Annotated in this window: 22 protein-coding genes and 1 pseudogene; 10 read left to right on the forward strand and 13 right to left on the reverse strand. The window is 61.9% G+C overall.

The genetic code is table 11. The features are described from left to right. The first annotated feature begins 113 nt into the window (after nucleotides 1-113). From V3W40_RS24240 to V3W40_RS24250, 3 genes are read left to right on the forward strand one after another with little or no spacing between them, the layout of a single operon-like run. A complete protein-coding gene (locus V3W40_RS24240; protein WP_330215770.1) occupies nucleotides 114-794 on the forward strand; it encodes a class I SAM-dependent methyltransferase in 681 nt (226 codons plus the stop codon). A gap of 4 nt (nucleotides 795-798) precedes the next feature. Further along, nucleotides 799-1518, forward strand: coding sequence for a lipopolysaccharide kinase InaA family protein (locus V3W40_RS24245; protein ID WP_065925020.1), 720 nt, complete (start codon nucleotides 799-801; stop codon nucleotides 1516-1518). After that, nucleotides 1515-1742, forward strand: a complete 228-nt coding sequence (locus V3W40_RS24250) for a hypothetical protein (protein WP_027605486.1) — start codon at nucleotides 1515-1517, stop codon at nucleotides 1740-1742. Before V3W40_RS24245 ends, V3W40_RS24250 begins: the two co-directional genes overlap by 4 nt. 269 nt (nucleotides 1743-2011) lie before the next feature. Here the strand turns inward: V3W40_RS24250 and V3W40_RS24255 are convergent, their stop codons facing one another. Genes V3W40_RS24255 through V3W40_RS24265 form a run of 3 tightly spaced genes read right to left on the reverse strand, consistent with a single transcriptional unit; the run spans nucleotide 2012 to nucleotide 5647 of the window. Continuing rightward, entirely contained in the window at nucleotides 2012-3109 is a 1098-nt protein-coding gene (locus V3W40_RS24255) for a DUF1513 domain-containing protein (RefSeq protein WP_330215816.1), read from the reverse strand. A gap of 2 nt (nucleotides 3110-3111) precedes the next feature. Next, nucleotides 3112-4176 (reverse strand): imelysin family protein, encoded by a 1065-nt coding sequence (locus tag V3W40_RS24260; protein ID WP_141607195.1) that lies wholly within the window; start codon nucleotides 4174-4176, stop codon nucleotides 3112-3114. 31 nt (nucleotides 4177-4207) lie between these two features. Then, entirely contained in the window at nucleotides 4208-5647 is a 1440-nt protein-coding gene (locus tag V3W40_RS24265) for a di-heme oxidoreductase family protein (protein WP_330215771.1), read from the reverse strand. A gap of 140 nt (nucleotides 5648-5787) precedes the next feature. Here V3W40_RS24265 and V3W40_RS24270 point away from each other — a divergent pair, with 140 nt between their 5' ends. After that, nucleotides 5788-6351, forward strand: coding sequence for an NAD(P)H nitroreductase (locus V3W40_RS24270; protein ID WP_065925023.1), 564 nt, complete (start codon nucleotides 5788-5790; stop codon nucleotides 6349-6351). A 63-nt stretch (nucleotides 6352-6414) separates the two neighbouring features. Here V3W40_RS24270 and V3W40_RS34870 read toward each other — a convergent pair whose 3' ends face one another. From V3W40_RS34870 to gap, 8 genes and pseudogenes are all read right to left on the reverse strand, one after another. Further along, on the reverse strand, nucleotides 6415-7170 hold the full coding sequence (locus V3W40_RS34870; RefSeq protein ID WP_370671249.1) for a methyl-accepting chemotaxis protein: 756 nt from the start codon (nucleotides 7168-7170) through the stop codon (nucleotides 6415-6417). A gap of 102 nt (nucleotides 7171-7272) precedes the next feature. After that, nucleotides 7273-8607, reverse strand: a pseudogene (locus V3W40_RS34875) (PDC sensor domain-containing protein); the annotation flags it as partial. Between the two features lie 85 nt (nucleotides 8608-8692). Beyond that, nucleotides 8693-9094: a YbaN family protein gene (locus V3W40_RS24280; protein WP_027605492.1), complete on the reverse strand. Its 402-nt coding sequence runs from the start codon at nucleotides 9092-9094 to the stop codon at nucleotides 8693-8695. A gap of 168 nt (nucleotides 9095-9262) precedes the next feature. Then, the gene (locus tag V3W40_RS24285; protein ID WP_141607189.1) at nucleotides 9263-9871 is read right to left on the reverse strand and encodes a biliverdin-producing heme oxygenase; all 609 of its coding nucleotides are present in this window, start codon (nucleotides 9869-9871) and stop codon (nucleotides 9263-9265) included. A 136-nt stretch (nucleotides 9872-10007) separates the two neighbouring features. Then, entirely contained in the window at nucleotides 10008-12572 is a 2565-nt protein-coding gene (locus V3W40_RS24290; RefSeq protein ID WP_330215773.1) for a TonB-dependent receptor, read from the reverse strand. 117 nt (nucleotides 12573-12689) lie between these two features. After that, complete coding sequence (locus V3W40_RS24295; RefSeq protein ID WP_065947894.1) at nucleotides 12690-13658, reverse strand: FecR family protein; 969 nt, start codon at nucleotides 13656-13658, stop codon at nucleotides 12690-12692. Nucleotides 13659-13732: 74 nt separating this feature from the next. Further along, on the reverse strand, nucleotides 13733-14251 hold the full coding sequence (locus V3W40_RS24300; RefSeq protein ID WP_027605496.1) for an RNA polymerase sigma factor: 519 nt from the start codon (nucleotides 14249-14251) through the stop codon (nucleotides 13733-13735). Nucleotides 14252-14450: 199 nt separating this feature from the next. Next, the gene (gap, locus tag V3W40_RS24305) at nucleotides 14451-15452 is read right to left on the reverse strand and encodes a type I glyceraldehyde-3-phosphate dehydrogenase (protein WP_065925864.1); all 1002 of its coding nucleotides are present in this window, start codon (nucleotides 15450-15452) and stop codon (nucleotides 14451-14453) included. A 221-nt stretch (nucleotides 15453-15673) separates the two neighbouring features. Between gap and edd the strand changes: the two genes are divergently transcribed. The 4 genes from edd to V3W40_RS24325 are packed head-to-tail and all read left to right on the forward strand — an operon-like array spanning nucleotide 15674 to nucleotide 20679. Next, on the forward strand, nucleotides 15674-17500 hold the full coding sequence (gene edd, locus V3W40_RS24310; protein WP_330215774.1) for a phosphogluconate dehydratase: 1827 nt from the start codon (nucleotides 15674-15676) through the stop codon (nucleotides 17498-17500). Beyond that, nucleotides 17497-18453, forward strand: coding sequence for a glucokinase (locus V3W40_RS24315; RefSeq protein ID WP_330215775.1), 957 nt, complete (start codon nucleotides 17497-17499; stop codon nucleotides 18451-18453). Before edd ends, V3W40_RS24315 begins: the two co-directional genes overlap by 4 nt. Before the next feature lie 32 nt (nucleotides 18454-18485). Next, complete coding sequence (locus V3W40_RS24320; RefSeq protein WP_024077192.1) at nucleotides 18486-19220, forward strand: response regulator; 735 nt, start codon at nucleotides 18486-18488, stop codon at nucleotides 19218-19220. Next, nucleotides 19210-20679: an ATP-binding protein gene (locus V3W40_RS24325; protein ID WP_027605500.1), complete on the forward strand. Its 1470-nt coding sequence runs from the start codon at nucleotides 19210-19212 to the stop codon at nucleotides 20677-20679. The genes V3W40_RS24320 and V3W40_RS24325 overlap by 11 nt, the downstream gene beginning before the upstream one ends. Nucleotides 20680-21347: 668 nt before the next feature. On the opposite strand, the gene V3W40_RS24330 is transcribed toward V3W40_RS24325, so the two are convergent. Then, nucleotides 21348-22277, reverse strand: a complete 930-nt coding sequence (locus V3W40_RS24330) for an AraC family transcriptional regulator (protein WP_027605501.1) — start codon at nucleotides 22275-22277, stop codon at nucleotides 21348-21350. Nucleotides 22278-22605: 328 nt separating this feature from the next. On the opposite strand from V3W40_RS24330, the gene V3W40_RS24335 reads away from it, so the two are divergent. Continuing rightward, nucleotides 22606-22947 (forward strand): antibiotic biosynthesis monooxygenase family protein, encoded by a 342-nt coding sequence (locus V3W40_RS24335; protein ID WP_065925866.1) that lies wholly within the window; start codon nucleotides 22606-22608, stop codon nucleotides 22945-22947. A gap of 42 nt (nucleotides 22948-22989) precedes the next feature. Then, nucleotides 22990-23235: a hypothetical protein gene (locus V3W40_RS24340; RefSeq protein WP_027605503.1), complete on the forward strand. Its 246-nt coding sequence runs from the start codon at nucleotides 22990-22992 to the stop codon at nucleotides 23233-23235. 319 nt (nucleotides 23236-23554) lie between these two features. Here the strand turns inward: V3W40_RS24340 and V3W40_RS24345 are convergent, their stop codons facing one another. Further along, entirely contained in the window at nucleotides 23555-24187 is a 633-nt protein-coding gene (locus tag V3W40_RS24345; RefSeq protein ID WP_330215776.1) for a flavin reductase family protein, read from the reverse strand. Nucleotides 24188-24300: the final 113 nt, after the last annotated feature.

The following is a 24300-nucleotide window of genomic DNA, read 5'->3' on the forward strand; positions in this document are numbered from 1 at the left end:
GTAAAGTCTTGAAATATATGAGATTGGACAGGACAAGTTTTTCACAATGGGTTGACCTGTTGATCACAGGTCGCTGCTTAAGGTTGTAGGCATCAGCAACAGGAGATCCTTTGATGCCTACCCCGATCAAGCTCGAATTTTCCGATAAGTACGACGATCAGCACGCCCATGAATATTTGCTCAAGCATCAGGACAATCTGGCTCGCCGGTTGTCCCACAAACGCGATGAGCAATTGGCCCGTGGCGCGCTGGCGATGGCGGGCGAGCCTGGCCTGGTGCTGGACCTGCCGTGTGGTGCCGGGCGTTTCTGGCCGCTGCTGGCAGAAAAGCCCAACCGCGTGATTATCGGCGCCGACAATTCCGCATCCATGTTGAAGGTCGCGACGGTCGCTCAACCCGCAGATGTGGTGAAACGGGTACGGCCCTTGCAGACATCTGCCTTTGACATTGATTTGCCGGATAACTCGGTCGACAGCATTTTCTGTATGCGCCTGCTCCACCACATTGGTGATCCGGCGCACCGTCAGGCAATTCTGCGGGAGTTTCAGCGGGTTACCCGTGACAGCGTGATCATTTCGCTGTGGGTCGATGGCAATTTCAAAGCCTGGAAACGCAAGCGTCTGGAAGGAAAGCGTCGCAAGACAGGTGAGCAGGAAGGTTACCAGAACAGATTTGTGTTACCGGCTGCTACTGTTGAAGCAGAGTTCGAGCAAGCCGGATTCCGTGTTCAGGAATCCCTGGACTTCATACCGCTGTACGCCATGTGGCGGGTGTATGTATTGCGCAAGAGGTAACAGGATGGCAGTTGAGTGCGTAGCAGGCAGTCACGTAGCTCCCGAAGAACGCTTCGATTATTTCTGGCGTCAGCAAGGCGAATGGGTCGAAGAGCCCAATCGCCGGCGTGGCGGTGAAAGTGGTGTACAGCGTGTAATGACTGCCAATGGCCGTTTGCTCTACAGCAAGCGCCAGACGGGCCATATCTACCGCAGTTGGCTGCACCCGTTCGGACGCCCCACGGTGCTGCGCGAGCGTGATGCCCTCAGGGGCCTGCGACTGCTGGATGTTCGCGTGCCCGAAATGGTCTTTTGTGAGGCGCGTCGTGACCCCGAGCACCACTGGAAGGCGCTGCTGGTAACCGCCGCCCTAGACGGCTTCGACGAAATTGAAAACTGGTACGCCGCCGGTGGTCGCGAAGAGTATGGCGAGCAGGTGCACGAGCGCTTGCTCAAGGAGTTGGCTGCCACCCTGGCCCGCATGCACAAGGGCCGCTGGCAGCACGGTTGCCTGTACATCAAGCATATTTTCGTGCGGGTGACGGGCGAGGGCGACTCGGCCCAGGTGGAAGTGGCGCTGCTGGACTTCGAGAAATGCCGCCAGCGCTTGACCGCTTATCGGGCAGCCTCCCATGACATGTTGCAGTTGCGTCGCCATTCGTCGTGGAACAGCACCGACTGGGAAAAACTCAGCTACTTTTACCAGACGGCGTTTGGCAGCGCTATCAAGGGTTTAACCAAATGAAGCTAGAAATAGCACGAGGTTTGTTCCTGGTCGGGGCGATGGGCATTGCGGCCCTGGCCCTGGCCGCATGGGAGCAACCTCGCACACAGGTGCTCAGTGCGGTGCAAGGTGGCGGGCAATGCCTGTTGCCCCGCGTCGCCAAGGCGAGTGCGGCGGTCAAGCCTGATCATGAGTTGCTGTTGTTCATGTTTGGGATGTCCCAAGGGATGAGGCCGCAGAGTTGAAACGATTCAAACCCCCGAAGAAGGGCCTTGCGATGCGAGGCCCTTTTTTTTACCTTCCAACCTTACTCGCAACGCGGCTGCTACAAGAGCCTCACCCCCGTAGATACCGTCTTATCCAGCACCGCGCAAATCCGTAGCAGCTGCCGAGCGCAAGCGAGGCTGCGTCAGGCGCGCTGCTGATTCAGGCTCGAGTCGCGGCCGACGCAGCCTCGCCAAGGCTCGACAGCTGCTACGGGGGGGCGGTGTTGGATAGACGGTATCTACGCAGGTCAGATCAGATGCAGGTGGTTATCCCAGAGCCCCGCCGGTAATTCCAACGGTTTGGCGACCAGCTGTTTCTGGCGGCAATCGTAGTAGCGGCAACGGCCCTGGCCCGAGGTGACGACAAACCCGTCCGCCACTGCGCCGACGCCTGCGCAATCGGGCAACGGTCCATCCAGGCGCAGCTCGGCGGTGTCCATGTCCCAGATAAAGAAGCGGTTACCACGGGGTGCGGTCAACGCCACCAGGCGCAACTCGCTGTGCACGGCGACGCTGGCGGTGTAATGCCCCATGGCCTGCAACTGCTCATCGGCCACCGGGAACGCCACGAACGGCTGGCCCGGGCGCTTGATCGCCAGCAACTCGGAGCGCTCCTGGGACGGTCCCATGAACTGCTGGCCGGTGAGAAGGGTGCCATCGCTGGCGATGCCCATATGGCGCACGCTGTTCATCTGCTGGCCGAGGGTTTCCTTGCTGATCAGCGTGCCGTCACGGTGCATCAGCACCAGGCTCGGTTCCATGGCGTTGAGGTTCATCTCCACGCGGCTTTCGGCTTCGGTGCGGATGCCGCCGTTGGCCACCACCAGGGTTTCGCCGTCGGGCATCCATGACACCTGGTGCGGGCCGATGCCATGGGTGGAAATCTCGCCACTGTGCACCAGGCGCTCGCCTTCGAACTGATACACACCGAGCAGGCCACGGCCGGGGTCGGACGTGTCGTTCTCGGTGGCGTACAGCCAATCGCCGCTCTTGTGGATGACCGCATGGCCATAGAAGTGGCGGTTGGCGTTCGAGGTGAGGGTTTGCAACAGCGCGCCATCGCGCAGGTCGATCAGGTAACTCTCGGTGCCCGGGCGGCGGGCAACAAACAGCGCGATCGGCAGCGTCGGGTGGTTGATGATGTCGTGGCAGCGCTGGCCGACCTGGGTGGCAAACACCTGCTTGCCGTCCAAGTGAAAGCCCACGGCGTAGTGCTTGCCGTCTGCATCATCGCGCGCCGACAGCAGCAGCGGGCGCTTGTCCTTCCCTTTGAACAGCGTCCAGCCACCCAACGTGAGTGCGCTGAGCAGCACGCTGCCGATCGCCAAAGCCTGTCGCCTGAGCATCATCAGTCACCGTCGTTGGCATTGAAGCCCAGTTGGATTCCCAGCGCCTTGGCCAGCTCGCCTTCGTGCAGGCGGTGGACGACGTTGAGGCTGTCGTAGATGTCGTTGAGCTGCTGGCGCCCGGCGTCATCGTTCAACAGCTCGTTGAGGGTGCGCTGGTTGCTGGCGAACAGTTTCAGCGCGGCGGCATAGGCGGCGTCGATCTTATCGGCCAACGGCTTCTGATCCGTCGGCAGCAAACCACGCAGGCCCTTGTTGTCGACACCGACCCATACGGTCTGGGCGGCGGCGAGGCTGGCTTCCAGGCTTTGCAGGGACGACTGGCTGCGCCATGCATCGGCCTGGAACGGCTGCGGGATACCCTTGGTCTGGCGGCCCATGGGCGTGCCGAGTTTTTTCTTCAGGGTGTCCAGTGCGGTCACTTGTACGCGCAGCAGATCGGCGATGGCTTCGTGGGAGTCAGCGTAGCGCTGGTTCGGGAACTTGCTCATCTGCGCGAGCATGCCGTCGGTGCTGTTCCAGCTGGCCAGGATCTCTTCGGCCAGGGCTTTCTGGCGCTCACCGATGGCCACCAGCAGCGGGCAGTAACGGGCTTTCTGCGCCTCGTCGGCGATGTCGGTCTTGGCGTCGTAGAGGATGTATTCGTAGGCCGACAGGCCCTGCACCACCACGCTGGACTTGGCCAGTGCGGTGCCGTCGATCTGCGGCTGGGCGGCGACCAGTTGCTCGACCTGGCGGCCCACCAGGTTTTTCTTGTCCGGCCAGAACTGCACCTGCCACGAGCGGTTGCCCTCGGCCAGCGGGCCGATCAGCAGCGGTTGCAACTCGGCCCAGGCTTTTTGCGCGTGGAGGAAGTCGGCGCGGGCAGTGTCCAGGCTTTCCTTGCCCTGGCAGTAGGCCAGGGCGCTGACGGCCAACTGGCGGTCGGCTTCGACCCAGCGGCTGTAGGTCGGCAGGATCACCTGCTTGGCGATCGCCGCCGAGGTCACGGCTTGCGGGTCTTGTGGCGAGCAGGCGCCCAGGGCGAGGGCGGCCAGGCTGGTGAACAACAACTTGGGACGGAACATGTCGAGCTCCCTTCTGTAATTGGGGCGAAGCTTATAAAGAATTCAGGAACGCCAGCAACGCAGCGCGCTGCTCGGCATTGAAGGACAACACATGCTGCTGCGCCGCTTGTGCTTCGCCGCCGTGCCACAGCACGGCTTCGAGCAGGTTGCGGGCGCGGCCGTCATGCAGGAACTGGGTATGGCCGCTGACGGTCTGCGTCAGGCCGATGCCCCACAACGGCGGCGTGCGCCAGTCGCGGCCACCGGCCTTGAATTCCGTGCGGTTGTCGGCCAGGCCTGGCCCCATGTCGTGCAACAGCAGGTCGCTGTAGGGGCGAATCACCTGGTTGGCCAACTCGGGTTCGGCGGCATTCGCAGCGGTGGTGAACGTCGGTTTATGGCAACCCTGGCAACCGGCCTGGTAGAACAGGTTTTTCCCGGCCAGCACCTGCGGCGTGTCGACGTCGCGGCGCACGGGCACGGCCAGGTTACGGGTGTAGAACAGCACCAGGCGCAGGATGTTGTCGCTGACTTCCGGCTCGCCATCGGGGCCATTGCCGTTGGGTGCCTGTTTGCAGGCGACTTGGGCGTCGGTGCAGTCATCGAAGGGTCTCAGGGAGGTGGTGAGGCCCATATCACCAGAGAACGCGTGAACATTTTGTTGATTGAGATTGGGTTGCCCGGCTTTCCAGCCAAAACGCCCGAGTACGGTTTTTTGCTCGGCGTCATCCCAGACCCGATTCGCCCTGCCGACGAGGGCTTCCTTGTCGGCGGTCTTCGGGTCGGTATTGCGCAGGATGTCCGCGTCGCTGATGGCTTCGAGCAGGCCCAGGCCGATCATCGGCGGGGCGATGCGTGCGGAGAAGCGTGTATCTGGATGCATCGGGCCATAGCCGAGCTGGGTGATTTGCAGGTCGGGTTTGCGCAGCTCGATGATGGTGCCGTCCTTGAAGGTGACGTTGACCGGCGTGTAGTCGACGCGCACCTTGCCTTCCGGCGGCACGCCGGGCACTGCCATGTCTTGCAGTTGCCCACCGTAGACGGGCTCGGGCACCACCCCGGCTTGCTCGATGAGCTTGGCGTAGGACGGCTGCTCCTGGATAGACAGGGGGATCGACAGGCGCACCAGCATCGACACCGCATTGGCCGCGTCGGGCAGCGGCGGGTGGCCACGGCCGTCCTTGATATGGCAGTTCTGGCAGGCGTTGGTATTGAACAGCGGGCCCAGGCCATCGCGGGCGGTGGTGGTGGACGGCGCGATCACCCAGGGGCTGCGAAAGAAGCTGTTGCCCACGCTGAAATCCAGGCGGCGCGTGGGCGACAGGTTGGCCGAGGGCAGGGAAAACGCATTCTGGTCGCGCTTGTTCACCGTCGTCGCGCCGCCCGCTCGCGATTCACCCGGCTCGGCCTTGGTGAAGCGTGGGGCGTCGTCGCAGGCGGCCAGGCTCAAGGCCATCAACGCTGCGCACAGGCGAAAAAGCGAACGAAACATCGAGTTTCCCGGACGAAGGCTGGAAATAAGGTCGCAAAGTCTAACAGGGCGGGGCGGATTGAATAAGAGCAATTATCGTTTGGTGGCATCCCGATTCATTCCCGCTAGAATGACCGCACATTTTTTTCTGGAGGTGGCCAATGCAGGCTCTCGACGCTTTGCTCAACCGTGTTTCCGTGCCGCGTTTGCTGGAACCGGCACCGACCCAGGAGCAGCGCGATGTGCTGTTCGCCGCAGCCATGCGTGCGCCCGACCACGGCCAACTGCGCCCTTGGCGTTTCCTTACCGTGGAAGGTGCCGCCCGTGAGCAGATGGGCACGCTGTTGGCCGAAGCCGCCCGTTTGCAGGACGCCGATGCTCCCCAGGCTGTCATCGAAAAGGCCCAGAACGGCCCGCTGCGTGCACCGCTGGTGGTGGTGGTGATTGCCCGCCTGCAGGAGCACTTCAAGGTGCCCAAGTCTGAACAACTGTTGGCAGCCGCCTGCGCGGCCCACGGCATTCTGCTGGCGGCCTATGCCCAGGGGATTGGTGCGGTGTGGCGCACGGGTGAGTTGTCCTATTCGGCCCACGTGGCCAAAGGCCTGGGGCTGACGGCGGATGAGGAGGTGATTGGCTTCCTTTATTTGGGTACACCGCAGAACCCGCCGCGTACGGCGCCGAAGGAAGATGTGGCGGCGTTTGTGAAGGCCTGGACGGGTCTCTAAGCAGTAGGCGATCAAAATGTGGGAGGGGGCTTGCCCCCTCCCACATTTGACCATTGGTGTGTCTTACACCTTGAATTGATCCATGAGTTTCATCTGCTGGCTGGCCAACGCATTGAGCTGGCTGCTGATGGCCGCCGATTCGGTGGCCTGGCCGGTGAGGGTTTCGGTCACGGTGCGGATCGCCGAGACGTTGCGGTTGACCTCTTCGGCCACGGCGCTTTGCTGCTCGGCGGCGCTGGCGATTTGCAGGTTCATGTCGCTGATCACCGTCACCGCATCACTGATCTTGCCCAGGGCCTGCGCGGCTTGATGGATCTGCCCGGCGTTACTCTGGGCCTGGCTCTGGCTCGAGTGCATGGTTGCCACCACGCCACGGGTGCCGCTCTGGATGCGTTCGATCACCAGGCGGATTTCCTCCACGGAATCCTGGGTGCGCTTGGCCAGGTTGCGCACTTCGTCTGCCACCACCGCAAACCCCCGGCCGCTTTCCCCGGCGCGTGCGGCTTCGATCGCCGCGTTGAGCGCCAGCAGGTTGGTTTGCTCGGCAATGCTGCGGATCACTTCCAGGACTGAACCGATCTGCTCGCTATTGACCGCCAGGGCTTCGACTTCGCCCACCGCTTTGCTGACTTCTTCGGCGAGGGTGGTGATGTCGCGGGTGCTCTGCTCGATGATCGACATGCCTTCACGGGCCGACTGATCGGCGCCGCGTGCCGCGCTGGCGGCATTGGAGGCGCTGTTGGCGACGTCATGGGCGGTGGCGCTCATTTCGTTGGACGCCGTGGCCACCTGGTCGATTTCGCGGAACTGCACCTGCATGCCTTCGCTGGTCTGGCGTGCGATGGCCGAGGACTGGTCAGCCGTGCCACGGGCTTCGGTGATGCTCTGCTTGATCTGCGCGATGGTCGGTTGCAGCTTATCGAGGAAGCGGTTGAACCAGTTCACCAACTCGCCCAGTTCATCTTTCTTGGCGTAGGCCAGGCGCTGGGTGAGATCGCCGTCGCCGCTGGCGATGTCCTTGAGCATGGCGGCGACGCTGTTGATCGGGCGGGTCACGCCGGTGGCGGTGAGCCAGATCAGCAGCAAGCCGAGCAGTCCGGCGGCGGCACCGACCAGCAAGGCCTTGAGGGTGCCGCTGGCCTGGGCGTCGTCGAGTACCGCCTGCAGCTTGACGTTATCGGCCAGCATCACGCTTTTGGGCAGTTTGATCACCACGCCCCATGGCTTGGCATCGGCGAGTGGCTTGACCGGGTACACGGCGCGAATAGTGTCGCCCTGTTCGCGGATCATGCGGTTGTCACTGGCCAGCAATTGCACGATTTCCTTGCCTTCGGCGCCAAGGGTGTCGATCAGGTTCTTGCCGACCTTGTCCGGTTCGCCGCTGTAGGCGGCAATCAGGCCGGTACTGGAAAGAATCTCCAGGTGCGCCGCGCCGTTGAACAGGTCTTTCTGTGCGACGTCGGTGGTGGCTTGCAGGGCGGTGAGGGCAATGTCCACACCGATGACGCCGAGGAGTTTGCCGTCGACGATCAGCGGCGAAGCGATGGTGGTCATCAGCACCTTTTTGCCGCCCACCGTATCTTCATATGGGTCCAGCAGGCAGGTAGTGCGGGTGTCCCGTGGGCAGGTGTACCAGATGTTGTAGGGCGTACCGTTGAGGGTGAGGGTGGTCTTGTTCAGGTCCTCTTCGACCATGACGGTGTTCAAGCCTACGCCGCCGGCACGGCTCCAATAGCTGGAGAAGCGCCCTTTTTCGTTGGAGGCGCGCGCTTTATCATCGACGAATTCGCTGTCCTTGCCATCCAGGCTGTTGGGTTCGAACGACAGCCAGAAACCCAGCACTTTGCTGTTGCGATCGAACGTGGTTTTCAGGCTCTGGTTGATTTCTTCGCGCAGCGCGCCGGCGTCCAGGCCACGCTTGCTGGCCATGGTGTGCAGGTCCTTGACCTGGTCGGCCAGTGCGGTCAGCGCCAGCAGGCTGTCGCCGAAGGTTTTCTGCAGTTGCACTGCCTGTTCGGCGGCCCTGGCTTGCAGCAGTTGTTCCACGCCGTCGGTAAGCATGCGCGAGCTTGAGTCGCTGACCAACTGATCGTTCTGGTTGGTGTTGTAGATGTTGATGCCGACCACCAGCGCAATCACCCCCAACAGGCAGAGCCCGGACAGCAGCACGATTTTCAAGCGGATAGAGAGGGTGTCGAACATAGGTTCACTCACGAATGGGCATTTTGGAGGGCTCGCAGTGCAGGCCAAGTCCATTCAGCGCTATGTCTGAAACATCGGCGTAACAAATTAATTCATGAGAGATAGGCGATGGGCGGTAGGAAAGCGGCTACAGCCGGCGTCACACGGGCTGTGCGAGCCGTTCCGGGCGTGACCAGATCCACAGGTTGCCCAGGCTCATCCCGGCAATCGCCAGGTAGATCGGCCAGCCGTGGTCGAGCATCACCAGCATCAGGATGGCGCACAGCAGCATGCTCACGGTGGCACTGACTTTGGCCCGGCGCGCGATGATCCTGCCGTTGCGCCAGTTGAACAGGATCGGTCCGAACAGGCGGTGGTTTTCCAGCCAGGCACTGAGGCGCGGTGAGCTTTTGGTCGCGGCCCAGGCGGCCAGGAGGATGAACTCGGTGGTGGGCAAACCCGGCACCACAATCGCCACCAGCCCGATGCCCAGGCTGACGTAGGCCAGCAGGCCGAAGAGGATCTGTGCGATTTTCGAGGTGGATTGGGGTTTGCGGGTCATGGTGTGTGCAAAGTAGGGGGTAACAAAAGAGTCGGCATTGAAATGCGGTTTAAATGTGGGAGGGGGCTTGCTCCCGATAGCGGTGCATCAGCCAACAAATAGGTACCTGACCCTCCGCCATCGGGGGCAAGCCCCCTCCCACAGTTGATTGCATTTCAATGTATGCGATCAGGCCAGTTCAGGGGCGCTAGCGTACGCCTGTTCCAGCAACACGGTGAAGCGCACAAATGCATCCACCGCGCCTTTTTCCGCTGCGGCTTCTTCTTCGGCGCTCAACTCCAGGGCGTCGAGAGTGCGAGTGAAGCTTTTCCAGCCTTCGGCGCGACCACCGGCCGGCTCACCCAGGTGGCGGGCACCGAAGGTTTCGCTCAGGCCCAGGCCTACGGCGCGCTTGATCAGGAACGCAGCGCCCAGCTTGGAACCTTCGGACACGAACAACCAGCCCAGGGCTTCGGCCTTGCTCGGGTTCTTCAGTGCGCCCGCGACCGGGGCAGGCACTTCGGTATCCAGGTCTGCCAGGTCCAGCCTGGCGGCCTCGGCGCGGCAGCGTTCGGCCAGGTCGGGCACGATCTTGATCAGTTCGGCATCGTTGTACAGGGCCACCAGTTCCGACTGGAACAGGTACTGCGCGACCACGAAACGGGCGAAGTTGGCCTGGGTTTCAAACGGCGCGTGGGCCTTCACCAACGCGTCCAGCCTGGTGTGTGGCTCGTGGGTAATCTGGTTCAGGCGCTGGGAGCGCAGGCTTGGGCGTTCTGGGGTAGAAGAAGCGGTCATGAAAAAGTCCTTGAGAAGGGGGAGCGCCTTATGGCCCTTAAAGAGAGCTGTTATCAACTAGACGAACAAGAAGACGCGGCACAGTAAAAAATCCTCACCTCGTCATTGAAATGTCGACGAGGTGAGTCGGGTATCGTCAGATGTCCCAGATCAGGTTGATCGCAACGTTGCGGCCCGGCTGGGTCAGGCGGTCGAGGTTGGCCGGTCCGGTCACCGCGGCTTCGCCGACACTGTCGTAGCTGCGTACGTCATCCCAGTTCCAGTACTTCTTGTCGGTGAGGTTGTAGAGGCCGCCGTTGATGGTCACGTCCTGGGTGACTTTGTAGAAGGCGGTCAGGTCGACAACCCCGAAGCCCGGAGTCTTGAAGGGCCCGCTGGTGTCGCCGTCCGGCGCGTGGAAGGTACTGCTGTCGACGCGATCCTGTTTTTTCACCAGGGTCCAGCTCAACAGGCCACCGTAGTTGTCCTGATCGTAGCCCAGGCCAAACACGCCCTTGAGTGGGTTGACGCTGTTCAGCGGCGCGCCGTTATCGTCGTTACGACCGTAGGCATAGGACACCGAACCCTGGGTGTAGAGGCCCTGCGGGGCGCCGAATGCATCCAGGTTCAGGCGCCCTTTGGCTTCGGCCCCCTTGATGGTGGCGCGCTTTATATTGATGGCCTGGAACTGTTCGACCGTGCCGCCGACGACGGCGTTGTCCTCATCGATAAAGTCGCGGTACTTGTTGTAAAACACGGCGATTTCAAAGGATCCCTCGTCAAATTTGCCGCGAATCCCGGTTTCGATGCCCTTGCTGGTTTCTGGCTTGAGGTCGGGGTTGGGTTCGACGGTGTAGCCCAGGTTGAGGTTTTCAAAGCGGCCGTACAACGCCTTGGCGGATGGCGTACGGAAACCTTCGGCATATTGGCCGAACCAGGTGTATTGATCCGTCAGGGCGTAAGTCAGGCCGAACTTGGGCGTCACACGGTGCCAGGTTTTTTCCTTGTCGCTCACCGGGTCCGCGCCTGTCGGGTTGACGGTGTTGAGGAACGCCTGGGTCAGCTTGGGTTTGAGCTGGGTGTAGTCGTAGCGCACGGCGGGCAGGAAGGTCCATTTGTCCCAGCTGATCTGGTCCTGTGCGAACAGCGAATACGTATTGATGGTCGGGTCGGGGAAGTCGCTGGACTTTTTCACGCTGTCAGTGGCAATCGGGCTGGGCGCGCCGATGGCGGTGCAGCCACTGCCGACGGCCACACAGGTCGCGCCGCCCTCGCGGGAGCCGGTGACTTTCTGTTGCTTGAGGGTGGTGCCGTAGGTCACTTGGTGATCGGTTTCACCGAGGCTGAACGCTTTGTCCAACTGAGCATCGAAAATCCACTGTTTTTCCTGGTACAGCGTGTCGCGGGTACGCAGGACACGACGACCTGACTGATAGATCTCGGCAGTGGTCTGGTCGGTCTTGGCGATCTGGTAGTTGAGGCTGGTCTTGATCCGGTCGGCAATCGGCGACTCAAGAGCGAAGCTGTTTTCCAGGCCGAAACGTTCGCGGGTAATGGTGTCGTTACCACGGCGATCACGGTACAGGTTGAAGCCTCGGCCGCCGATGAACGGGCCGCCCACCGCGTTCTTCAGGTTGACGTCGCGATCATCCTTGTACTTCTCATAGGTCAGGCCCAGGCGGTTGTCATCGCCATAGTTCCAGCCGAGCTTGGCCAGGATGTTGGTGGTGCGCGCGTCCTCGGGGTTGGCGCCGGTACGGGCCAGGCCGGTGGCGTTGTTGCCGTCGTAGGATTCGGTCTCATGGCCATTGCGCTGGCTCAGGTGCAGCAAGCCATCGAAGTCCTGCACGCGGCTGGCGACGGTGCCGGAGGTCAGCCAGCTTTCGTCGGCGGAACTGTAGCCGGTCTTCAGGCGTGCGCCGACGTCCTGGCCGGGCTTGATGATGTCGTCCGGGTCGAGGGTGAAGTAACTCACGGCGCCGCCGATGGCGCTGCTGCCGTAGAGCGCCGAGGCCGGGCCGCGCAGGATCTCGACGCGCTTGACGATCTCCGGGTCGACGTAGTTGCGGCGGGTCTTGGCGTAGGGGCCGTTGAAGAAGTTGTCGGGCACTTCCACACCGTCCACCTGGGTGAGGATGCGGTCGCCGTCGATACCGCGGATGTTGAACCCGGCATTGCCGGCACGGGTGCCAGCGCCGCCGACCGAGACGCCCGGCTCGTAGCGCACCAGATCACGGATGGTGTTGACGTTCTGGCGGTCCAGTTCTTCGCGATCATGCACGCTGACGGTGCTGGGTACGCTGTTCACATCCTGCGCGTTACGGGTGGCGCTGATGGTCACCTGTTGCAGGTTGAGGGTGCTGCCCGCCGTGCGCTTTTCCAGGACGATGTTGTTGTTGCCCAGCTTGCGGTAGCTCAGGTTGGTCCCCACCAACAGCCGGTCCAGGGCTTTCTCCGGCGACAGGGCGCCGCGCACCCCAGGGGACGACACACCCTGGCCCAGCTCGGCGGGCAGGCCGACTTGCCAGCCGGTCACGCTGGTAAAGGCGTTCAGCGCCGAAACCAGTGGCTGTTGCTCGATGCTGAAGCTGTAGTTGCCGTGGTTGCGGGCGGCAGGTTCGGCGGCAGTGGCGGCCATCACTGGCGAACCGGCCAGCAGGATGGCGGCGGTCAGCAAGGACAGCACGGGGGAGGAGGACCGGCGGTTGAAACGAGAGGACATCGAGAGCGCTCCGGAAGGTACGAATCTTATAGTTGCGAACCGAACCAAATAGGAATCAGTTGCATTGGCTAAGACGAGACGTACCGCCGAAGGCTATCGAGTAAAAATAATTCTCATTTAGTTCAAAATCACCAGCGCGGGGTATTCCGACAATGTGGCTGAGGTGATGTGGGCCAGGGAGCGCACCACATCCAGGGGTTGGTCGAGGCGGTAGTTGCCGGTGACGGCAACGCTGGCGAGCTTGTCGTTGGTGTTGACGATCCAGCCGGGGTAGTAGCGACGCAGCTCGGCGAGCACTTCGCTCATCGGGCAGTTTTCGAAAATCAGCCGGCCTTGCACCCAGGCCAGGTCCTTGCTGGCATCCAGCCGGGCCGGTTGGCCAAAGCCCTTGGGCCCGATGCGGATGCTTTCGCCGGCACTCAGGCGCACGCGGGCATCGTCGAAGGTGTTGCTCAGGTCGACATCGCCGCGCTGCACCTGCACCTGGGCTTCGCCGTTGAGGTAGCGCACGGCGAAGGCGGTATCACGCACGCTGGCGCGCACGGGGCCGGCGTCGATTTCCAGGGGCAGGCCATGGCCGGGCATGATTTCGAAAAAGGCTTCGCCCTGGTACAGGCGGACGATGCGCTGGTGGTCCTTGATGCTGCTGGAAAACGCCGAATTGGTGTTCAGCAACACTTTCGAGCCATCGTCCAATTGCAGGCGCTGGCGTTCGCCCACCACCGTGAGATGGTCGGCTTGCAGGCGTACCGGCAGGTTGCTGAAGCTGAACAGGCCGATCAACAGCACGGCGGCGGTGGCCAGCGGTTTCCAGTGCGGCTTGATCCGGCGCCAGCCCCTGGGTTTGCGCGGCGCGGCCAGGGCGACGGCGGCGCTGTGTACCGGCGCGCCACCCCAGGCGGCCTGGGCCTTGCCGAAGGCGTGGACGTGGGCGGGGTCTTGGGCCAGCCAGGCTTCGAACTCGGCCTGCTGCCCGGGCGCTGGGCACTGCAAGGCGATCAGCCAGTCGAGGGCCTGGTCCATAGCCGTGTCTTGCAACACCTCATGAGCCAGCTCATGGGGGCGCAGTTTATTCGGGTCCGTCACGGTGTTCCTCGGGTCTTCGCCACGTTTTATTCATCTTTCCTACAGCTTGGGTCGACAATTTCGTCGGCTGAAGCTTAAGGCCGATCCAGTCTTTCGGCCACACCTACACAAATGGCCATGATCAATTTCAGTTCCTTTTGCACGGTGCTCAAGGACACGTCCAACTGATCGGCGATCTCCTGGTAGCTGCAACCGTGCAGGCGGCTGAGGATGAAAATCTGCTGCTGGCGTGCGCTCAACTGGCCGAGGCTGATGCTCAGGTGTTCAAGCAATTGCTCGGCCTGGGTTGCGTCTTCGGGGGTGCTGATGGGGGCGGCGACGCTTTGCAGGATCTCCAGCGGTACATCTTCCTGCAGGGTGCGCGCTTGAATCCTGCGTGAACGCAAGTGATCCAGCGCCAGGTTACGCGCGGTCTGGTAGACGAAGGGTTCGAGGTGATCGATCGGCCGCTCGCTGAGGGCCCGGGTGACGCGCAGGTAGGTTTCCTGTAACAGGTCCTCGGCGGTGCTGTGGTTATTCACCATCCGCTGCAAGGTGCGTAGCAGAATCACCCGTTGGGTGAGAAAGACTTGGTTGAAGCGAGATTGGCTCACAGTGATACCAGACCGATTTGCAGTTAATGATAATGCTTATCATCAACTCAAATGGCAAGTGGCTATTTCTGTGAGCCTACATGGGGTCAGCGTGGGAGGGGGCTTGCTCCCGATGCAGTGTGTCAGTCGATGCATTCATCACTGATACCCCGTCATCGGGAGCAAGCCCCCTCCCACAAAAGCCATTCCACAAAGGGTGTTATTCGGCGTTACACAAAGCCAGGCAGTTATCCAGCATGCGGTTCGAGAAGCCCCACTCGTTGTCATACCAGGCCAGCACTTTCAGCAACTTGCCGCTGACCTTGGTGTGGTTGGCATCGAAGATCGACGACAGCGGGTTATGGTTGAAGTCACTGGAGACCAGTGGCAGGGTGTTATAGCCGAGGATCTTCGAGTGTTGGCTGGCTTCCTTGAGCAGTGCGTTGACTTCGTCGGCAGTGGCGTCTTTCTTCAACTGCACGGTGAGGTCCACCAGCGACACGTTGATCACCGGTACACGCACGGCCATGCCGGTCAGCTTGCCTGCCAGCTCCGGCAGCACCAGGCCCACCGCTTCGGCGGCGCCGGTCTTGCTTGGGATCATGTTCTGGGTGGCCGAACGCGCGCGGTACGGGTCGGTGTGGTAGACGTCGGTCAGGTTCTGGTCGTTGGTATAGGCATGAATCGTGGTCATCAAGCCGCTTTCGATACCCAATTCGCGGTGCAGCACCTGGGCGACCGGCGCCAGGCAGTTGGTGGTGCACGACGCGTTGGAGATGATCTGGTGGGATTGACGCAGGATGTCGTGGTTCACGCCGTAGACCACGGTCGCGTCCGCGCCTTTGGCCGGGGCGGAGATGATCACCTTGCGTGCGCCGGCGGTAATATGGGCGGCAGCCTTGTCACGGTCGGTGAACAGGCCGGTGCATTCGAACACCACGTCGACCTTGTGCGCCGCCCACGGCAGGTCGGCCGGGTTGCGAATGGCACTGACGGCAATCCGGTCACCATTGACGGTCAGGCTTTCCTGATCGTGGGCGACCTCTGCATCGAAAGTGCCGTGCACGGTGTCGTATTTGAGCAGGTGGGCATTGATCGAGCTGTCGCCCAAATCATTGATGGCGACGATCTGCAAATCCTGGCGATAGCCTTGGGTATACAGTGCGCGCAGGACATTACGGCCGATACGGCCAAAACCATTGATTGCGATACGAAGAGTCATTGGAAAGTGCCTGTCGTCGATTTGTTGTAAGAATTACAAGATTATTCGCATAAAAATAGAAAACAAGCCTTTTTAGTGGCAATATTTTGTTCAATCTACAACGAGTGACCTGAATCAACTGGTCCGATGATCCAAACGACTCTCTGCCATCCCATGAGCTGCGGGCGTTTGATCAGCATAGACACTCAGGTCGCCACATCCGTTAGCCTGGAGTTCTACACATGCATCCCCGCGTCCTTGAGGTCACCGAACGGCTTATCGCCCGCAGCCGCGCCACTCGTGAGGCTTACCTTGCGCTCATTCGCGGCGCAGCCAGCGACGGTCCGATGCGCGGCAAGCTGCAATGCGCCAACTTCGCCCATGGCGTGGCCGGTTGCGGCACCGAAGATAAAAACAGCCTGCGCATGATGAACGCCGCCAACGTGGCAATTGTTTCGTCATATAACGACATGCTCTCGGCGCACCAGCCGTACGAACATTTCCCGGAACAAATAAAGAAAGCCCTACGCGAAGTCGGCTCGGTCGGCCAGTTCGCCGGCGGCACCCCGGCCATGTGCGACGGCGTGACCCAGGGCGAGCCCGGCATGGAACTGAGCCTGCTCAGCCGTGAAGTCATCGCCATGTCCACGGCGGTAGCGCTGTCCCACAACATGTTCGACGCGGCGCTGATGCTGGGCATCTGCGACAAGATCGTGCCCGGCCTGATGATGGGCGCGCTGCGCTACGGCCATCTGCCGATGATTTTCGTACCGGGCGGGCCGATGCCGTCGGGCATCTCCAACAAGCAGAAGGCCGATGTGCGCCAGCGCTACGCCGAAGGCAAGGCCACTCGCGAAGAGCTGCTGGAATCGGAGATGAAGTCCTACCACAGCCCCGGCACCTGCACCTTCTACGGCACCGCCAACACCAATCAACTGCTGATGGAAGTGATGGGCCTGCATTTGCCGGGTGCCTCGTTCGTCAACCCGTACACGCCGCTGCGTGACGCCCTGACCCGCGAAGCCGCGCACCAGGTCACGCGCTTGACCAAGGCCAACGGCAACTTCACGCCGATCGGCGAGATCGTCGATGAGAAATCCATCGTCAACGCCATCGTTGCGCTCAACGCGACGGGCGGTTCCACCAACCACACCCTGCACATGCCGGCCATCGCCATGTCGGCGGGCATCATCCTCACCTGGGACGACATGGCCGACCTCTCCGAGGTGGTGCCGACCCTGTCCCACGTGTATCCAAACGGCAAGGCCGACATCAACCACTTCCAGGCAGCGGGCGGCATGTCGTTCCTGATCCGCGAGCTGCTTGAAGCCGGCCTGCTTCACGACGACGTCAACACCGTGGCCGGCAAGGGCCTGAGCCGTTATGTCCAGGAACCATTCCTGGTCGACGGCGAGCTGGTATGGCGCGATGGCCCGATCGAAAGCCTCGACGAAACCATCCTGCGCCCGGTGGCGCGCGCGTTCTCGCCGGAAGGCGGCCTGCGTGTGATGGAAGGCAATCTCGGCCGCGGAGTCATGAAAGTCTCTGCCGTAGCGCCTGAGCATCAGATCGTCGAAGCGCCGGCGGTGGTGTTCCAGGATCAGCAAGACCTGGCTGATGCGTTCAAGGCCGGCCAGCTGGAAAAGGATTTTGTCGCGGTGATGCGCTTCCAGGGCCCGCGCTCCAACGGCATGCCGGAACTGCACAAGATGACGCCGTTCCTCGGCGTGCTGCAGGACCGTGGCTTCAAAGTCGCGCTGGTGACAGACGGGCGTATGTCCGGCGCGTCGGGTAAGATCCCCGCCGCGATTCACGTCAACCCCGAAGCCCAGAGCGGCGGGCCACTGGCGCGGGTGCGCGATGGCGATATCATTCGCGTGGATGGCGTGAAGGGCACCCTGGAGCTTAAGGTGGACGCCGAAGAATTTGCAGCGCGCACGCCTGCCACGGGCCTGTTGGGCAATAACGTGGGGGCCGGTCGCGAGCTGTTTGCATTTATGCGCTTGGCCGCAAGCTCCGCAGAGCAGGGCGCCAGCGCCTTTACCTGTGCCTTGGAGACGCTTAAGTGAAGCTAGCGCTGGTCGGTGACATCGGGGGTACCAACGCCCGTTTTGCGTTGTGGCGAGATCAGGCACTGCATTCGATCCGGGTGCATGCCACGGCTGATCACCAAAGCCCTGAGGACGCGATCAAGGTCTATCTCAAGGAAGAAGGCCTGGAAATCGGCGACATCGGTGCGGTGTGCCTGTCCGTCGCCGGGCCGGTGAGCGGGGATGAATTTAAATTCACCAACAATCACTGGCGCCTGAGCAAAACTGCGTTTTGCCAGGCGTTGCAGGTGGATGAACTGCTGCTGGTGAATGACTTCTCGGCCATGGCACTGGGCATGACTCGCCTTAAACCCGACGAATTCCGCGTGGTCTGCGAAGGCACGCCGGAACCGTTGCGCCCGGCGGTGGTAATCGGTCCGGGCACCGGCCTGGGCGTCGGTACCCTGCTGGACCTCGGCGCAGGCCGCTTTGCGGCGTTGCCGGGGGAGGGTGGCCATGTCGACCTGCCCCTGAGCAGCCCACGGGAAACCCAGCTGTGGCAGCATATCTACAGCGAGATCGGCCACGTCAGCGCCGAAACCGCCTTGAGCGGTGGCGGTTTGCCGCGTCTGTACCGGGCGATTTGTGCGGTCGATGGCCACACACCAGTGCTCGACACCCCTGAAACCATCACGGCGGCGGGCCTGGCGGGCGACCCGGTGGCCATGGAAGTGTTGGATCAATTCAGCATCTGGCTGGGCCGGGTGGCCGGCAACAATGTGCTGACCACCGGTGGACGCGGTGGTGTGTATATCGTCGGTGGGGTGATTCCGCGGTTTGCCGACTTCTTTATCAACAGCGGCTTTGCCAAGAGCTTCAGTGACAAAGGCTGCATGAGCGACTACTTCAAAGGCATTCCGGTGTGGCTGGTGACCGCGCCGTATTCCGGGTTGACCGGGGCTGGCGTCGCATTGGAACAGGCGTTTGCCTGATCCGCACCGCCTATAACAACAAGGAGGACCCCGTGAGCGTAATCAGTAAATCGATTCTCCTCGTCGACGACGACCAGGAAATCCGCGAATTGCTGCAGACCTACCTCAGTCGCGCCGGTTTCCAGGTGCGTGGCGTGCCGGATGGCGCGGGGTTCCGCCAGGCGATGAACGAGGCGCCGTGTGACCTGGTCATCCTCGATGTGATGCTGCCGGACGAAGACGGTTTCAGCCTTTGCCGCTGGATTCGCCAGCACCCGCGCCAGGCGCAGGTGCCGATCATCATGCTCACCGCCAGTTCCGACGAAGCCGACCGCGTGATCGGCCTGGAACTGGGGGCCGACGACTATATCGGCAAGCCGTTCAGCCCCCGCGAGTTGCAGGCACGGATCAAGGCCTTGCTGCGCCGCTGCCAGTTCGGCCAGGAGCGCAGCGGCAATGGCGATGTGCTGGTGTTCGACGAATGGCGCCTGGACATGATCAGTCATCGGCTGTTCCACGTGGATGGCGAAGAGGTGATCCTCTCCGGTGCCGACTTTGCCCTGCTCAAGCTGTTTCTCGATCACCCGCAACAGATTCTCGACCGCGACACCATCGGCAACGCCACCCGTGGCCGTGACCTGATGCCGCTCGACCGCATCGTCGACATGGCGGTCAGCCGCTTGCGTCAACGCCTGCGCGACACCGAAAAACCCCCGAGGCTGATCCGCACAGTGCGCGGCAGCGGTTATCAACTGGCAGCCAGCGTGGTTGCCGGCAATGCCCACTGAGCCGCTGAGCGAACGCCGCCGGCGCTTCCCGGTACCGCGCTCCCTGCTGGGGCGCATGTTGCTGCTGACCTTGCTCGCGGTGCTGTTCGCCCAGGCGCTGTCCAGCGTGATCTGGGTCTCGCAGTTGCGCGCCACCCAGCTCGAAGGCCTGGTCACCAGCGCCCGTAGCCTCGCGCACTCGATGACCGCCAGCGTGAGTTATTTCCGTTCGTTGCCGGTGGCCTATCGGCCGTTGGTCCTTGACCAGTTGCGCAGCATGGGTGGTACCCGTTTTGTCGTGACCCTCAATGATCGGCCACTCGACATGCAAGTGTTGCCGCAAACCCCGCGCAAGCAGGCGGTGCTGGTGGCCGTGGATGAAGTCCTGCGCCAGACCCTGGGCGCCGACGTGCCTATCTCGGTGGAGTTCGTCAGCGCCGAAGACCTGCGCATCTTCAACGCCGGGTTGAAACTGGATGAGTTGCCGCGCTCCTGGGCCCATTACGCGCTGACCCTGGAACCCGTCAACCCGCCGGTATTGGTCACCCAGATCGAACTCGCCCCCGGCGAATGGCTGTACATCGCTTCGCTGTTGCCCGAGCCCTACACCAGCCTGGAAGAACAGGGCCTGCCGTCCCAGCAGGTGTGGTTTATCGTGCTGACCAGCGGCTTTTTGCTGCTGTTCATCGGCCTGCTGGTGCACTGGCAAAGCCGGCCGCTCAAGCGCCTGGCGCGGGCGGCGCGTGACATGTCCCTGGGCGCCGATGTGGAACCGGTAGCCGAAGGCGGCGGCAGTGAAGTGGTGGAAGTGGGCCGCGCGTTCAATGCGATGCGCGAACGCATCAGCCGTTACCTCACGGAGCGCAGCCAATTGTTCAGCGCGATTTCCCACGACCTGCGCACACCGATTACCCGCCTGCGCCTGCGCGTGGAATTGCTCGAAGACGAGAACCTGCAAACCAAGTTCGGCCGTGACCTGGATGAGTTGGAGTTGCTGGTCAAGGGCGCGCTGCAATGTGTAAAAGACACCGATATCCACGAGAACATCCAGCCGGTCGACCTCAACCATGTGCTCGAATGCCTGGTGGAGCCTTATGTGGCGCCCAACGGCAACGGCCGGGTCACCCTGGACGGCGCAGCAGTGGCGGCGTACCCGGGCAAGCCGCTGGCGCTCAAGCGCTGCATCGGCAACCTGATCGACAATGCCTTGAAGTACGGGCAGAACGCCCATTTGCGTATTGAGGACGATGGCGCGGAGTTCATCCTGCACGTCGACGACGAAGGCCCTGGCGTGCCGGAACAGCGTTTGGAACAGGTCTTCGAACCGCATTTTCGCCTGGCCGGCCAGCAGCAGGGTTACGGTTTGGGCTTGGGTATTGCGCGCAATATTGCCCATAGCCATGGCGGTGAAGTGAGTTTGCAGAATTTGCGTGAGGGGGGCTTGCGGGTCACCCTGCAACTGCCCCGGACCCTGGACTGACTTCTCCGTAGCTGCCGAGCGCAAGCGAGGCTGCGTCGGGCGCGCTGCCGATTCAGGACCGAGTCGCGGCCGACGCAGCCTCGCCAAGGCTCGACAGCTGCTACGATGCCAACCCATCAAGGCCTCACCCCCGTAGCAGCTGCCGAGCGCAAGCGAGGCTGCGTCAGGCGCGCTGCCGATTCAGGACTGAGCCGCGACCGACGCAGCCTCGCCGGGGCTCGACAGCTGCTACGAATGCCAACCCCATCAAGGCCTCACCCCCGTAGCAGCTGCCGAGCGCAAGCGAGGCTGCGTCAGGCGCGCTGCCGATTCAGGACTGAGCCGCGACCGACGCAGCCTCGCCAAGGCTCGACAGCTGCTACGAATGCCAACCCATCAAGGCCTCCCCCCCCGTAGCAGCTGCCGAGCGCAAGCGAGGCTGCGTCAGGCGCGCTGCCGATTCAGGACTGAGTCGCGGCCGACGCAGCCTCGCCAAGGCTCGACAGCTGCTACGAACGCCAATCACATCAAGGCCTCACCCCCGTAGCAGCTGCCGAGCGCAAGCGAGGCTGCGTCAGGCGCGCTGCCGATTCAGGACTGAGCCGCGACCGACGCAGCCTCGCCGGGGCTCGATAGCTGCTACGGGGTTTTGCGCGGTGCGGGATAAGACGGTATCGACGGAAAGGGGGTCAGACGCTTTGGCGCAGTCGTGCCAAATCCCTCAGCGGCGGTGCCCCAAACAACCGGCTGTACTCCCGGCTGAACTGCGACGGGCTTTCATACCCCACCCGATACCCCGCCGCCGACGCTTCCAGCCCTTCGGCAATCATCAGTCGACGTGCTTCCTGCAAACGCAGCTGCTTCTGGTACTGCAGCGGGCTCATGGCCGTAATCGCCTTGAAACGGTGATGCAGGGTCGAGACGCTGAGGTTCACTTCCTTGGCCAGGTCATCGATGCGCAGCGGTTGTTCGTAGTTGCCATTGAGCCACTTGATCGCCTGGCTGACGCGATGGCTCTGGCTGTTGGCCACGGCAATTTCATACAGGCGATAACCCTGGGGACCTCGCAGCAGGCGGTAGAGGATTTCACGGTTGATCAGCGGCGCCAGCATGGCAATGTCTTTGGGCGTATCCAGCAGGCGCGCCAGGCGCAGCACGGCGTCGAGCAACTGGGGGTCGATGCGGTCCACATACATCCCGCGCGATGTCGGGCGCGTGGGCACGCCCATGGGGCCGGCCTCGGCGATCAAGGCGGTGAGCTGCGCCGGGTCGATATTGATGCGCACTGACAGGTTCGGATCTTCCGGCGTGGCATCGATGATTCGCCCGGCCACCGGCATCGCCACCGAGAACACCAGGTAATTGAGCGGGTCGTAGGCAAAGATTTCGTCGGCCAGGCGCACTTCCTTGCTGCCGTTGGCGAGGATGCACAACGCCGGCTCCACCAGTACCGGCATGAAGTCACGCGGGGTGTTGTGGCGGTTCAGGAACAGTGACGTAATCGCCGTGCCATAGGAGCCGTCTTCCCAGGTATGACGATGCACGATGCTCGCCAGCTCGGCGCGCTGTTTTTCCGTCTCGGCGTCGAGGGGCATGGACTGATGTTCGGGCGACGGCATAAGGCGTCCTCTGCATGCTTTTTTGATGGGCTCAGCTTAGCGGCGGCTTTTCAAACAGTGTTAGGTCGATTCTGCACAATCCTTGCCTGATCCTGCGACGTGTCGTGAATCAGGCAAGTTCTCGGGCTGTCATGTCCCTGAAATAAGGCGTTTGCCTGTGGAATCGAACCGGCGGTCCCTACGTCCTCTCTACGCTTCTCGCAGGATTGTGCAATAAGCCTGCAGGAATTGACTAACCGCGCCCGCACCCGCGCCGTTATCTTTGATCCTGTGGCAACACGCCCTCACAGTGCTTGCCGAGCATCACTTCTCAACGGGAGAGTCGAACATGTCCACCCCCATTCCCGCGAGCCATATGGCCTTTATCCGCGCCCGCACCGGGTGCAGCACCGAACTGGGTGCACGCTTGAGCAGTTTGATCGAACCGGGCCGTCAGGCTCAGGGTTGCCTGCAATTTTCGTTGCAGCATTCCCAGGTCGATCCCGATGTCTGGTTGATCTCGGGTTTCTGGAGCAGCGAGCAGGCGATGAGCGCCTACTTCAACTCGCCGGCCCTGATGATCTTCACCGAGCTGTTGAACGACATGGTCGTGCGCAGCATGGACTTCCAGACCTTCACCGACGCCTCTGCCGCCAATGCCTACGGCGAGTACCTGCAACTGGCCGGTTAATGGTTAGAATGGCCAACTTTTCCATTGGCCAGGACCTGCAACATGGCACGTAAACAATTTGCCCACCACGAAGCCGTATCCGCCGTAGTACCAGGTGAAGGGGGCTACAGCGCCGCCGTCGCCGTCAAGGCACTGGATGGCATGGGCGCCCCGCAGTTTCACAAGATCCTGGATGGACAGACGTTCAAGACTGCCTCCGATGCCGATGATGCAGCCACCGTGCAGCTTGAGCGGTTGATCGGTGTGGATGAAGAGGGGCAATTGACCTGGGCGAGCGCCGCCAGCTGAACAACGCCGACCATCTAATGTGGGAGGGGGCTTGCTCCCGATGAGCATAGGTATCTACACAACTTTTCAGACCCTGACAAATCTCCCTGTGGTGAGCGGGCTTGTCCCGCGTTGGGCTGCGTAGCAGCCCCAAAACCAGCCTCTACAGAGTGTCTGATACACCGCATTCTTCTTTACTGGGGCTGCTACGCAGCCCAACGCGGGACAAGCCCGCTCACCACAGTGCCCTATCTGCCGGGCGTTCAGCGTTGAGCCAAAGTTGTGTCGATACCCATGGCCATCGGGGTAAGCCCCCTCCCACTTTTTTGGTGTATTTCAGTCAGGGTTTGCTGGCGCCTGGGCGATACATCTTGAACAGCGCTTCCGGGCCCAACTGGAAGTAATCCGCCGGGCCACCGCCACGCAAGATCGGCTCCGCGGCGGCAGTGTCGTACACCCCATCCTTGAGCAGCCACTTGGCAATGTGCACCGCGACCACCTCGCCCAGCACCAGCCAGCTTGGCACCAACTGCTGGTCGGCGCGTTGCAGCTGGATGATCTGCGTCACCTTGCACTCGAACGAAACCGGGCTCTCGCCCACTCGCGGCACGCCGACGATTTTCGACGCCACCGGTGTCAGGCCGGACAACTCGAACTCATTCACATCCGGCGAGACGGCCGCGCAGCTCTGGTTCATCTGCTCGGCCAGCGGGCGGGTGGCCAGGTTCCACACAAACTCGCCGGTCTGTTCGATGTTGTTCAGGCTGTCTTTGCGCCCGACGCTGGAAAACCCAATGATCGGCGGAATGTAGTTGAACGCATTGAAGAAACTGTAGGGCGCCAGGTTCAGGCGGCCGTTGCTGTCGTGAGATGAAATCCAGCCAATCGGCCGTGGCCCGACAATGGCATTGAATGGGTCATGTGGCAGGCCATGGCCGTTGGCCGGTTCGTAGAAGTGGATAGCGTCAGACATGGCCGGGTTCCTGCTGCGGGGTTCTGGGAGGCAGCCATAGTGCAATCCATGGCGACGAATTTCCATCGGCCCTATGGAATTTTCATTCAGCGGCCACCTATTTTTCACAGCGG

The sequence above is a fragment of the Pseudomonas sp. AM8 genome (assembly GCF_036346475.1).
GTDB classification, from domain to species: Bacteria; Pseudomonadota; Gammaproteobacteria; order Pseudomonadales; family Pseudomonadaceae; genus Aquipseudomonas; species Aquipseudomonas marginalis.